Raw genomic sequence first — 11,803 nt, 5'->3', positions numbered from 1 at the left:
CCGCATTTCAGTTTTCTTCGCCTTCGGCCAGCAGCGCTATCCCACCGATAATCACCGCCACGCCTACCCAGTGCAGCGGGCTGATATGTTCCCCCAGCCCCAGCCACGACCCCAGCAGCACCACCACAAACACCAGTGAACTGAGCGGAAACGCCAAGGACAAACTGCTGCGCCGCAGGATCAGCATCCACACGAAAAACGCGCCGATGTAGCAGGCAATCGCTGCGAGGATCCCAGGGTTCCGCGCCACGTCGGCCAGCCACTGCCAGTTGAAATCCATTTGCCCCAACTGGTCACCGGCAACTTTGGTAAATAACTGCCCGGCGCTCTCGGTGCAGATCAGTAAGGCCCATAGCACCACGGTGCCAAAACGCCCATGCAACCACGCGTGCGAATTCATGCCTGACTCCCTGCAATCGCCACCAGCATCACCCCCAAGGTAATCACCAGCGTGCCCAGCCAACGGCGGCGGCTGACGGTTTCGCCCAGCACCACTTTGCCCGCCAGCACCACCCCGCAATACGCCAGCGCAGCGGCTGGAAACAACAGGCTCAACGGCGCGCGGGACAAGGCTTCCAGCCAGATAAAAAACTCGATGACGTAGGCCCCGATCCCCGCCCACAGCAACGGCGCATTAAACACCTGGCCCCAGAACGCGTTCAGGCGAAAGCCACCTTCCAGCTCCGGCAAACGGTCCAGGCCGAGCTTGAAACACAACTGGCCGATCACATCGAGCACGATGGAAAACGCCACCAGCAACACCACGGTCAACGTCACGGGAACAGCTCCTCAAACAGGTCGATCAGGGCCTCATTGGTGGCGGCATTGCGCTGCAAATCCTCGGGGCTCCAACGCTCCGCTGGAGGCTGGTCAGACTTGGCTTCCCAGCGCTTGAAAGCATTGCTGAAGGCCGGTGTAGCGAACTCGCCGCACACGTCGATACCGATGATGCGCTTGCGTGCCGCCAGCGCGCGCAAGGCTTGCAGCAAGTGGGTCAGGCGCATGCCGCCCTGGTCCCAGTTAGTCGCCGCGTCTTCGCTGGCGAGCACGTCTTTGTCGACGGTAATCCAGATCGCGTCAGTGGGCAGGCTGCTGATCATCTGCTCCAGGAATGCAGCCCAATCCAGCTCAGCCAGGTTGCGCCAGTGCAGGTGGTTTTCCTGCTGTTGGTGACCGGCGCCATCGCCGACCCTGCCCCACACTTTCGACGGCGGGTGTTGCCACGGGAACAGCTGCAAATGCCCGCGCTTGAGCGCACCAAGGTTGCCGCCGCGCAGCTGCGGGTTGTGCAGGTCATCGCTGCACGGGCCGAGGGTGACGATGCGTTTGATCGCCGGCATCTTCAGCGCGCGATTGACCCACGAACCGCAGTGGCGCTTGGGCGCAAAGCGCACCCAATCGGGATGGTTGTCGAAGTGGATCAGGCTGATGGGTTCTTTGAGATCGGCAAGGAATGCTGGCGTGAGGTGGTGATAATCGCCGGAGCCAACAAACAGGATTTCCGGTCGCGCATCCGTGGGCCGTGGCCGTTGGGCCAGGCGTTCGGCAAAGCGTTTCCAGGTTTTTTCGGTGGACCACAGGCGCAACTTCGGGCCCAGGTCGAGCAGGTCGATGCGCGTGGCACGGCCACTGGCCAAACGCCGGGCAATCGGTGCCTGACCGGTGAGGCTGTGGTCGAGGTCAAGAATGTTCAAGGTAATGTTTCCCCTATGGCTTTAGGGGGTCAATGCAAGGGGCGGGCCAGCGAGATATTCAGATTCACACAGAACTCATGTGGGAGGGGGCTTGCTCCCGATAGCAGTGGTTCAGTCAATACAGGTGTTGACTGACACTCAGCTATCGGGAGCAAGCCCCCTCCCACATGGGAACACGGTCAGGCTCGGGCTTCGTTGATGATCTGGCGAATCGCGCCCACAAAGGCTTCCGCCGGCTGGCCACCGCTGACGGCGTACTGGTCGTTGAACACGATGGTCGGCACCGACGTCACGCCACGGGAGGTCCACAACTGCTCTTGTTCACGGACTTCGGCGGCGTATTCGTCGGAGGCGAGAATCTCGGCGGCGCGCTTGATATCCAGGCCGACGCTCTCAGCAATAATCGCCAGGGTGGCGTGGTCGGACGGGTCTTGGCCATCGGTGAAATAGGCCTTGAACAACGCTTCCTTGAGGTTGTACTGCAAACCTTCAAGGCCAGCCCAATGCAACAGACGGTGGGCATCGAAGGTGTTGTAGATACGGCTCTGGCCATCTGTGCGGAAGGCAAAGCCCAACTCGGCGCCCATGTCGCGGATACGCGCACGGTTGGCCTGGGACTCTTCGGCGGTCGAGCCGTATTTTTCAGTGATGTGTTCGACGATGTTCTGACCCATGGCGGGCATGTTCGGGTTCAGTTCGAACGGTTGGAAATGAATCTCGGCCTGCACCTCGGTGCCCAGTTGGTCGAGGGCCTCAGTCAGGCCGCGCAGGCCGATGATGCACCAGGGGCAGGACACGTCGCTGACGAAATCGATTTTCAGGGGAGTACTCATGGTAGGCAACCTCGTTGGCAGTCATACGCCGCAAAGGTTGCACGATACACCACCTCACAGCAGCTTCGCAGGCGCCGCCTGATCAATCTGCGCCCAATGGGCAGCGTCTTCACGATGAGCTTGCAGGTACGGCAACACGGCCGTCAGCAGCGGCGCCTTGAAGGCTTCCTGAAAACGATGGGCCATGCCGGGAATCAGCTTCAATTGGCTGCCCTGGATATGCGCCGCCAGGTGCACGCCGTGCATCACCGGCAATAACGGATCGGCGGTGCCGTGGACCACCAGGGTCGGCACGCGCAACTGGTTGAGCAACGGCACGCGACTCGGCTCAGCGAGAATCGCCATGATCTGGCGTTTCACGCCCTCCGGGTTGAAGGCGCGGTCGTAGGACAGCGCCGCCTGGTGCAGCAACGCTTGGCGATCATCCTTGATAGTCGGACTGCCCAGCGCGGCCAGCAAGTCAGCCTGTTGCTCCAACGCGACTTCACGATTGGGCGCGCCGCGCCGTGACAACAGTTGCACCAGCGCCGCACTCGGTGCCGGCAAGCCTTCAGCGCCAGAGCTGGTCATGATCAAGGTCAGGCTCTCCACCCGCTGCGGCGCCATGGCCGCCAAGTGCTGGGCGATCATGCCGCCCATGCTCGCGCCGAGGACGTGGAACTGTTGAATCTGCAACGCGCTCATCAGCCCGAGCGCATCATCGGCCATATCGGTCAGGGTGTAAGGCGCCGCCACCGGCAAGCCGAGCTTGTAGCGCAGCACTTCAAACGTGAGATTGGCGTTGGCCGGCGCCTCGCGCCAAGTGGACAGGCCGACATCACGGTTGTCATAGCGGATCACCCGAAAGCCTTGTTGGCAGAGGGCAACCACCACTTCGTCCGGCCAGTGGATCAACTGCCCGCCCAGGCCCATCACCAGCAGCAAGGCCGGGTCGGACGCACGGCCGATACTCTGGTAGGCGATGCTCACCTTTTCCAGGTCGACCGTTTGGGTCGGGACATTGACATCACATCGAGACGCCGCAAAAGACGGCAGGCCGAACAATAAGGCGGCCAGTAAAAGCAACACGCGCATGAAAAACACCGAAACGCAGAACCCCAGTAGAGCGCGAGTCTGATGAAGTTTGTTCAAGCGCGCTGCCACACTTCCATGACAGTTTGATGAAGAGTGCCCAGTGGTCGTGGTCGACATGCCTTGCAACATGAGACAAACTCACGCTATTCAACTTCGTCACAAATTTTCTTCATGGAGAGCACGTGCTCGAAATCCGTCACCTCAAGACCCTGCACGCCCTGCGCGAAGCCGACAGCCTGGTGGAAGCCGCTGAGCGCCTGCACCTGACGCAATCGGCGCTGTCCCACCAGTTCAAGGAGTTGGAAGAACGCCTGGGCATGCAACTGTTCGTGCGCAAGACCAAACCGCTGCGCTTCACCAGCGCCGGTCTGCGCCTGCTGCAACTGGCCGACGCCACCCTGCCCTTGCTGCGCGGCGCCGAGCGCGACATCGCACGTTTGGCCGGCGGCACCGCCGGGCGTCTGCACATGGCGATCGAGTGTCACAGTTGCTTCCAGTGGCTGATGCCAACCATCGACCAGTTCCGCGATGCCTGGCCCGAAGTCGAACTGGACCTGGCTTCAGGCTTCGCCTTCGCGCCGCTGCCGGCCCTCGCCCGCGGCGACCTCGACCTGGTGGTGACCTCCGACCCGCTGGAACTGCCGGGCATCACCTATGTGCCGCTGTTCACTTACGAAGCCATGCTCGCGGTGGCCAACCAGCACGCGCTGGCGAGCAAGTCGTTCATCGTGCCCGAAGACTTGCTTCCCGAAACCTTGATCACCTACCCGGTGGAGCGCGATCGTCTGGACATCTTCACCCGCTTCCTGGAGCCCGCCGACATCGAGCCGGCCCAGGTGCGAACCTCGGAACTGACGGTGATGATGATGCAACTGGTCGCCAGCGGCCGTGGCGTGTGCGGCATGCCCCACTGGGCGTTGCATGAATACAGCTCGCGTGGCTACGTAAAGGCCAAGCGCTTGGGTGAGAAAGGTTTGTTTGCGACGCTGTATGCGGGGATTCGTGCGGACATGCTGGATGCGCCGTATATGCGCGACTTTTTGCTGACAGCCAAGGACACGTCGTTTTCCACTTTGGACGGAGTCAGCGCGGTGCGTTGAAACCACACAGTTCCAACTGTGGGAGGGGGCTTGCCCCCGATGGCGATTGCACATTCAACATTTCTGTTTGCTGACACTCTGCTATCGGGGGCTAGCCCCCTCCCTCATCGGCTCTCAGTCAGCCTTGAGTTCGCGCCACATGTGGATTTTATCGAAGTAATCCACGCCCACCCGCACCGCCAGCGGCTCCAGGCCGTACTGGATAAACCCGCAACGTCGGTACAGCGCAAACGCTGCATCGTTGCCGGCGGTGACCGTCAGTTGGATGACTTTGAGGCGCGGATGTTGGCGCGCTTCATCCAGCGCCGCTTCCACCAACCGTCGGCCCAAGCCCTTCTGCTGATAAGCCTCGGTCACGTACATCCCAAACAAGGTCACTTTGTGCCGCGCCTTCTCCCGAAGCTCGAACGCCAGGCCGACGATGCCAGCCAGTTCATCCCCTGAATACGCGCCGAGCAAACGATCCTGGCGCCCGTCCAGACGCTTTTCCCACCAGCTCAACGGCATCGCTGCGCGCTCGGCCACACTGGAGGTGAATGCCTGGGGATAAGCGCCATACGCCTCCAGCATCAACGCTCGATAAGCCTCGGCGTCGTTGCCGCCCAGCGTACGGATGATCACGTTTGAGTCCTTTGCGCCTGAGCGTCAGGCAGTAATGGCCAGCAATGAGCGATAGAACGGCAGGATCTGGTCACGGGTCAAGGGCGCCAGCACCAGGCCGCCATCACCGGCAGGGTCGATCCAGCGAACCTCTTCGATTTCAGCAGCCGGACTGACCTGCGCATCGATCTGCACTTGGAACAATTGAGCTTGCACGGTAAATCCCGGCTCATTGACCGCAGGGGCCGAGAAGTTACCCAGGTAGACCGCGTCGCTGGGTTTGATGTGCAGGTTCAGCTCTTCGTACAACTCACGGGCCAGGGCCTCGGCAGGTTGTTCACCGGCGTCGATCTTGCCACCGGGTTGCATAAAGGCCTGGGTGCCGCGCTTGCGCACCAGCAGGGTTCGGCCGTCAGCGCCGATCAGCAGGGCGGCGGCGATACGGATAGTGGTAGGCATGAATTGAACACCTTGAATTCAAAAATAAACATTATTGGAGCACTGCTTCGGTGTCGTCCGGCTTCTTGATAAACACGCTGTACTTGGCGCCTTCCATCGCTTCGAACGCAATCAGCTTGTCCACCAACGGCAGGTTCAGCACCTTGCCGGCGTTGAGCAGCAACATCCCGTTGTCGGCATTGAGGTTGCGCGCCAGGACCATGCCATCGGCCAGTTCCCGGGTGCTCAACACTTTGACGGTCGGGTCGCCCAGGGTCACATCACTGAGAAATGCCGCGCAAGCCTGGACGAAGTCCTCGATCAGCTCTGGATCGTAGAGGCGCCCGGCGTATTTGCGGATATATAACAGAGCTTCATCGCTGTTCAGATGCCGCTCAAGGATCAGGCCCTTCTGCAGTTCGATAAAGTCCACCGCCAGCTTCAGCAGGCGCGAACCGAACGGAATCGCATCGCCCTTGAGGTGGTCGGGAAAACCACTGCCGTCCCAGCGCTCCTGATGGTGACGAATCATCCGCGCCGCATCCTTCATCGGCTCCAGGGTCATCAACAGCGATTCGCTCTGGGTCGGATAACCGCGGTACCGTTCGCGATCGGTGCTGTGCAGCTTGTCGGCCGGTTCGATCAACATGCTGTCGCTCCAGCTCAGCTTGCCGATGTTGTACAACGCAGCTGCCATGGCCAAGTCACGGGCGCTGGCGTCGTCTATGGACTGGGCGGTGCAGTACACGCGCACCAGTTCGATCAGCGCGCGGTTGGTCTGTTTGTCCTTGGGCAGACGCAGGTTGGCCAACAACGAAAACACTTCGGTGCCGGTCACGTAGCTGCGCTTGAGCTCATCATAGGCCAGATCGAGCATATCGGCGGTTTGCTGCAACTCGGACGTGCGCGCTGCCACCCGTTTTTCCAGCGTGTTGTTGAGCGCCTTGAGCTGCTCGTTCTGCTCCTGGGTCAAGCGCTCCAGGCGCTGATGCTCCAGAGCCTGCTGCAAGATCAGCTTTAGTTCGTCGTCGTTCCAGGGTTTGCCGATATAGCGGTGGATCTGCCCTTCGTTGATCGCCTTGATGATGGTCGGCAGGTCGGCGTAGCCACTGAGCAGAATGCGACTGGTAGCGGGATAAAGGCGATGAACCTCGGCCAGCAATTGCGCGCCGTCCATGCCCGGCATGCGCGCATCGCTCATCACCAGGTCAATGGGTTGGGCGGCCATGATCTCCAGGGCCTGTGCGCCGCTGCCCGCGAGCACTACATCGAAGGGTTGGCCGCGCAACAGGCGGCGCAAGCTGTTGAGGATCGACTCTTCATCGTCGACCAGCAAAATAGTGGGTTTCGTCGCAAGTTGTTCATCCATGCCTACTGCGCCTTCACATTGAACTGAATGGAGCTGAATTGAACCCTGGTACTAAGCCGTGTTCCCTCGCCCAAGGCGCGGGCTTGATTTGACGCCAACTGGCCGCCGAATTCAAGGGAGCTCGACTAAGCTGTGACATCAGGTCAGTGCCCCGCCGCGCCAAGTTGCCCAACAGCACGTTGCTGGGCAACCGGCCCTCCTCAAAACCCGGGAGAGCGAAGAGAGCCAGGGTTTTCTATTCAGCAAGGCCGCGTCGACAAAGGATTTTGCCCAACGGCTGCAGTTGGGCTGCGCCATGCCGATAACCTATCAATAGTCCACACGATGCAAGGAGTGCTCGCTTGAGCGACGTCGCAACTCACGGTTTCGGCCTGGTCCTTATGATGGGACTCAGTGTGTCACTGATGGCCGCGCCGCTGGATGAGGCACTCAAACCTTTGCCGACGGTTCCAGTACTGGACTCAGCCAAAGTCGAGCTGGGTAGGCAACTGTTCAACGAGCCGCGCCTGTCGGTGAATAACACCCTGTCTTGTGCCAGCTGTCACCGGCTGGCCTCCGGCGGCGCTGACGACAAGCCGTTCTCAATAGGTTTCGACGGCAAACCGGTGCAAATCAATACCCCCTCGGTCTTGAACGCCAGCCTGAACTTCAAGCAGTTCTGGAATGGCCGCGTAGACACGTTGCAAGCGCAGGTCGAACAAGTGGTCATCAGCCCCGTGGAGATGGGCAGCGACTGGAAAACCGTGGTGCAGAAACTGTCAGACGTGCCCGCCTACCAGAGCGCCTTCAAGCAGGCGTACCCCGACGGCGTCACCGTCGACAATGTGCAAAACGCCCTGGCCACCTATGAACGCACGCTGCTCACCCCTAACTCGCGGTTCGATCAGTACCTGCTGGGCAACACGGAGATTCTCACGATCGAGGAAAAATACGGCTACCAGCGTTTCAAGGATTACGGCTGCATCGCTTGTCACCAGGGCGTGAATATCGGCGGCAATATGTTCCAGAAGTTCGGCGTGATGGGTGATTACTTCAAGGCGCGCGGCAACCCGGTGGAGTCCGACCTGGGGCGCTACCTGCTGACCCTGGACGAAGAAGATCGCCACGTGTTCAAGGTGCCCAGCCTGCGCAACGTGGCCGTCACCGCGCCGTACTTCCACGATGCCTCGGCCAAGACCCTGGAAGCGGCGGTGGATGTGATGTTCAAGTACCAGTTGGGGCGCAACCCTTCCCAGGAAGACAAAGACCTGATTATCCAGTTTCTCAAGACCCTGACCGGCGAATGGGCAGGCAAGCCCCTATGAGCATACCGTCATGACCCCCTCCCGCCGTCGCACCAGCCAAGTGTTGCTTGGCCTGATCACCCTGTTGCTGGCCTCTACGCTGGTGTTTTTGTACCTCAAATCTTCACGCGACCAGACCGCCGGCTACACCCAATCGCGGGATCTGATCCGCCAGTTGCAGCAGCTCAACGCCCAATGGGACAGCGAAGTGCTTAAGGCGCGGATCGCGATCACTCACAACTACGATCCGCTGGTCACCCCACTCACGGAAATGACCCGGCTCTGGGCCGAACTCAATACCCGCGATACCTACCACGACCCTCAAGACCTGAGTCGCTGGCAAACCAGCCAGGAGGCTTATCAGGCGGCGATCCAGGAAAAAGCCAGGCTGATCGACCAGTTCAAGTCCCACAACGCGGTGCTGCGCAATTCCCTCGCGTTTTTGCCAACAGCCGAGGACGACATCCAGGCCCAGTTCAATCGCATTGACAATGAAGGCCGCCTGCAACTGCAGGATGTGGCCACGGACATTTACGACCTGTTGCTCAGTAGCCTCGAATTCGCCCAGGTCACCAGCGACGATCGCGCCGCAGATATTCTGGTGGGGTTGGGCAAGCTGGCAATCAACAAGGAGAGCCTGCCCGCTGAGTTCCAGGGCCCGATAGACATCCTCAGCAACCACATTTCGCTGATTCTGCGTGAGCAGCCGGTGGTCAACAGCCTGCTCGAACACATTGCCTCCATACCCGTGGCCGAGCGCCTGGACGACTTGACCACCCACCTCGATCAGGACCAGCAAGCATCTGACCTGATCGACCATCAATATCACCGCTACCTGTTGGTTTTCTCGACGTTACTGGTGGTGCTGCTGCTTTACCTGGCCGTGCGCCTGTTGCGTAGTTTTGCCGAGATCAATCGAGTCAACCGAGCGTTGCAGGCCGCCAACGAAACCCTGGAACAACGGGTGGAACGCCGCACCCAGCAGCTCAAGGATGCGCAGAGCGAACTGCTGGACAGCGCCCGCCAGGCTGGCATGGCGGAGATCGCCACCAACGTGCTGCATAACGTTGGCAACGTGCTCAACAGCGTGAATATCTCCGCCGAGCTGGTCACCCGCAAACTGCGCAGCAGCAAGGCGTTGGGCCTGGGCAAGGCCATGCAACTGATCAACGAGCACCAGGCAGACCTCGGCGCGTTCCTGACCCTGGATGAAAAGGGCAAGCTGCTGCCGGCCTACCTGAACCAACTGGTGGACGCCATTGCCGTCGAACAACAGGCCATGACCGATGAGCTGGCGCAACTGAGCAAAAGCGTCGACCACATCAAGGACATCGTCTCCACCCAGCAATCCTATGCCGGCGTGTCCACGCTGATGGAACCGGTGCACATCAGCGATTTGATGGAGGACGCCTTGCGCATGAACGCCGGTTCGCTTAGCCGCCACAACGTCACGGTGGTCAAGGAATATGGGCGGGTACCGGAGATCATGGCGGACAAACACCGGTTGCTGTTGATCATGGTCAACCTGATCAGCAACGCCAAGCACGCCATGTCCAACCTCACCGACCGGCCACGACAGATGACCCTGGCGGTGCAACAACTGGAGGACAGCACCTTGCAGATAAGCGTGAAGGACGAGGGCGAAGGCATCCCCGCCGAAAACATGACCCGGATCTTCACCCACGGTTTCACCACCCGCAAGGAAGGCCACGGCTTCGGCCTGCACAGCTGCGCCCTGGCCGCAGTGGAAATGAACGGCCAGCTCAGCGCCCACAGCGACGGGCCGGGCCTGGGCGCGGTGTTCACCTTGAAAATCCCTCTCACCCTTGCCGGAAGCCCGCCATGAACCAGCCCCCTAACCGGCGTATTTTGCTGATCGACGATACCCCCTCGATTCACGACGACTTTCGCAAGATCCTGATGCCCGCTGTCGAGTCAAACGAGGCGCTGGATGAGATGGAGTCGGCGCTGTTTGGCGACACCAGCAAACCCACGGTGCAAACCTTCGAGCTGCACTCGGCCTACGGCGGCGAAGAAGGCCTGCAACTGCTCATCACCGCGATGACAGAGCAACGACCCTACGCGCTGGCGTTTGTGGACATGCGCATGCCTCAGGGGTGGGACGGGGCCAAAACCATCGAGGAGTTGTGGAAAATCGACCCCGGCCTGCAGGTGGTGGTGTGCACCGCGTATTCGGATTATTCCTGGGATGACCTGCTGTATCGCCTGCATGGCCACGATCGCTTGCTGATCCTGAAAAAGCCTTTCGACAATATCGAAGTCCAGCAGATGGCCAACACCCTGGCTAACAAATGGGACATGGCCCGGCGCGCCTCGGTGAAAACCATCCACTTGGAGCAATTGGTGGAGCAACGCACCCAGGCGCTGCAACTGGAAATCGACGAGCGCAAGCAGCTGGAAAGCCAACTGGTGCAGTCGGAAAAACTCGCGTCCCTGGGGCAACTGGCGGCGGGTGTGGCCCATGAGATCAACAACCCGGTGGGGTTTATCTCGTCCAACCTCAGCAGCCTCGACACCTACTTCAACCAGCTGCAACAGATGCTGGACGCTTACCGCCAGGCCGAGGAAAGCCTCGCACCGGGTGAACAACGCGATCAACTGAAGGCCTTGCGCAACGAGCTGGAGCTGGATTTTCTCAAGGAAGACATTCCGCTCCTGATCCGCGAATCCAAGGAGGGCATAGGTCGTGTGGCCCAGATCGTCAAAGACCTGAAGAACTTCTCGCGGGTGGACAACGATCAGACTTGGCAATTTGCCAATCTGCAACAAGGCATCGACTCGACGCTGAACATCGTCGCCAGTGAACTCAAGTACAAGGCCGATGTGGTGAAGCATTACGCGCCGCTGCCGGACATCGAATGCCTGGCTTCGCAGCTCAATCAGGTGGTGATGAACCTGGTGATCAACGCCGCACAAGCCATGGGGCCGGAGCGCGGCACCATAACCATCAGCAACGGCGTGGAGGGCGAAAACATCTGGCTGGAAGTGGCTGACAACGGCTGTGGAATTCCCCCGCACGCGCTGCAAAAAATCTTCGATCCGTTCTTCACCACCAAGCCGGTGGGCGAAGGGACGGGCTTGGGATTGTCGCTCTCCTACGGCATCGTCAAGAAACACCGTGGTGATATTTCCGTCAGCAGCGAGCTGGGTAAGGGCACGACGTTTCGCGTGGTGTTGCCGATTCGGCAGACGGTGGCGCGGGACACGCCATCGTAATCAGCCTCACGTCTCGTTTTTTCCGGACTCGCCCCAAACGAGGACCTATTGAATAAGCGCCGATGACAAGCGCCGCGCGCCTGCCCTGCTCATCAGCTGCCTCTGGGACCTGTTATTTCTGACAGTAGACAGGCACCTTCCCCCCCTCGAAACTCCTGGCAAGCAACACGGTTGC

At 60.2% G+C, this 11,803-nt stretch carries 12 protein-coding genes; 4 read left to right on the top strand and 8 right to left on the bottom strand.

Annotated elements, in window-relative coordinates:
- Positions 1-7: 7 nt before the first annotated feature.
- From LRO94_RS06430 to LRO94_RS06410, 5 genes are all read right to left on the bottom strand, one after another.
- Complete coding sequence (locus LRO94_RS06430; RefSeq protein WP_032891827.1) at positions 8-400, bottom strand: DMT family transporter; 393 nt, start codon at positions 398-400, stop codon at positions 8-10.
- On the bottom strand, positions 397-777 hold the full coding sequence (locus tag LRO94_RS06425) for a DMT family transporter (RefSeq protein WP_032891828.1): 381 nt from the start codon (positions 775-777) through the stop codon (positions 397-399). Before LRO94_RS06425 ends, LRO94_RS06430 begins: the two co-directional genes overlap by 4 nt.
- Entirely contained in the window at positions 774-1,694 is a 921-nt protein-coding gene (locus LRO94_RS06420) for an arginase family protein (protein ID WP_095183941.1), read from the bottom strand. Before LRO94_RS06420 ends, LRO94_RS06425 begins: the two co-directional genes overlap by 4 nt.
- A gap of 179 nt (positions 1,695-1,873) precedes the next feature.
- Positions 1,874-2,527: a DsbA family oxidoreductase gene (locus LRO94_RS06415; RefSeq protein WP_032891830.1), complete on the bottom strand. Its 654-nt coding sequence runs from the start codon at positions 2,525-2,527 to the stop codon at positions 1,874-1,876.
- A gap of 54 nt (positions 2,528-2,581) precedes the next feature.
- The gene (locus tag LRO94_RS06410; RefSeq protein WP_032891831.1) at positions 2,582-3,601 is read right to left on the bottom strand and encodes an alpha/beta fold hydrolase; all 1,020 of its coding nucleotides are present in this window, start codon (positions 3,599-3,601) and stop codon (positions 2,582-2,584) included.
- 182 nt (positions 3,602-3,783) lie between these two features.
- On the opposite strand from LRO94_RS06410, the gene metR reads away from it, so the two are divergent.
- Complete coding sequence (gene metR / locus LRO94_RS06405) at positions 3,784-4,701, top strand: transcriptional regulator MetR (protein ID WP_032891832.1); 918 nt, start codon at positions 3,784-3,786, stop codon at positions 4,699-4,701.
- 114 nt (positions 4,702-4,815) lie between these two features.
- Here metR and LRO94_RS06400 read toward each other — a convergent pair whose 3' ends face one another.
- From LRO94_RS06400 to LRO94_RS06390, 3 genes are read right to left on the bottom strand one after another with little or no spacing between them, the layout of a single operon-like run.
- On the bottom strand, positions 4,816-5,322 hold the full coding sequence (locus LRO94_RS06400) for a GNAT family N-acetyltransferase (RefSeq protein WP_032891836.1): 507 nt from the start codon (positions 5,320-5,322) through the stop codon (positions 4,816-4,818).
- Between the two features lie 24 nt (positions 5,323-5,346).
- The gene (locus tag LRO94_RS06395) at positions 5,347-5,760 is read right to left on the bottom strand and encodes an NUDIX hydrolase (protein WP_095183939.1); all 414 of its coding nucleotides are present in this window, start codon (positions 5,758-5,760) and stop codon (positions 5,347-5,349) included.
- Positions 5,761-5,791: 31 nt separating this feature from the next.
- Complete coding sequence (locus LRO94_RS06390) at positions 5,792-7,108, bottom strand: HD domain-containing phosphohydrolase (protein ID WP_032891839.1); 1,317 nt, start codon at positions 7,106-7,108, stop codon at positions 5,792-5,794.
- Positions 7,109-7,488: 380 nt separating this feature from the next.
- Between LRO94_RS06390 and LRO94_RS06385 the strand changes: the two genes are divergently transcribed.
- Genes LRO94_RS06385 through LRO94_RS06375 form a run of 3 tightly spaced genes read left to right on the top strand, consistent with a single transcriptional unit; the run spans position 7,489 to position 11,628 of the window.
- Positions 7,489-8,412 carry a cytochrome-c peroxidase gene (locus LRO94_RS06385; protein ID WP_371260767.1) on the top strand — a complete coding sequence of 308 codons (924 nt, stop codon included), beginning with the start codon at positions 7,489-7,491 and terminating at the stop codon, positions 8,410-8,412.
- A 10-nt stretch (positions 8,413-8,422) separates the two neighbouring features.
- Positions 8,423-10,237 carry a DAHL domain-containing protein gene (locus LRO94_RS06380; protein WP_179179471.1) on the top strand — a complete coding sequence of 605 codons (1,815 nt, stop codon included), beginning with the start codon at positions 8,423-8,425 and terminating at the stop codon, positions 10,235-10,237.
- Positions 10,234-11,628 carry an ATP-binding protein gene (locus tag LRO94_RS06375; RefSeq protein ID WP_095183937.1) on the top strand — a complete coding sequence of 465 codons (1,395 nt, stop codon included), beginning with the start codon at positions 10,234-10,236 and terminating at the stop codon, positions 11,626-11,628. The genes LRO94_RS06380 and LRO94_RS06375 overlap by 4 nt, the downstream gene beginning before the upstream one ends.
- Positions 11,629-11,803 lie beyond the last annotated feature (175 nt).

It is taken from the genome of Pseudomonas sivasensis (assembly GCF_021391435.1).
GTDB classification, from domain to species: domain Bacteria; phylum Pseudomonadota; class Gammaproteobacteria; order Pseudomonadales; family Pseudomonadaceae; genus Aquipseudomonas; species Aquipseudomonas sivasensis.
This window is presented reverse-complemented; position numbering and strand designations above follow the sequence as displayed.

What these genes read in the sequence shown, in the direction of transcription:
- LRO94_RS06430 (WP_032891827.1), bottom strand. Translation starts at nt 400, where the DNA reads ATGAATTCGCACGCGTGGTTGCATGGGCGTTTTGGCACCGTGGTGCTA.
- LRO94_RS06415 (WP_032891830.1), bottom strand. Translation starts at nt 2,527, where the DNA reads ATGAGTACTCCCCTGAAAATCGATTTCGTCAGCGACGTGTCCTGCCCC.
- LRO94_RS06410 (WP_032891831.1), bottom strand. Translation starts at nt 3,601, where the DNA reads ATGCGCGTGTTGCTTTTACTGGCCGCCTTATTGTTCGGCCTGCCGTCT.
- LRO94_RS06395 (WP_095183939.1), bottom strand. Translation starts at nt 5,760, where the DNA reads ATGCCTACCACTATCCGTATCGCCGCCGCCCTGCTGATCGGCGCTGAC.
- LRO94_RS06390 (WP_032891839.1), bottom strand. Translation starts at nt 7,108, where the DNA reads ATGGATGAACAACTTGCGACGAAACCCACTATTTTGCTGGTCGACGAT.
- LRO94_RS06385 (WP_371260767.1), top strand. Translation starts at nt 7,489, where the DNA reads ATGATGGGACTCAGTGTGTCACTGATGGCCGCGCCGCTGGATGAGGCA.
- LRO94_RS06380 (WP_179179471.1), top strand. Translation starts at nt 8,423, where the DNA reads ATGACCCCCTCCCGCCGTCGCACCAGCCAAGTGTTGCTTGGCCTGATC.
- LRO94_RS06375 (WP_095183937.1), top strand. Translation starts at nt 10,234, where the DNA reads ATGAACCAGCCCCCTAACCGGCGTATTTTGCTGATCGACGATACCCCC.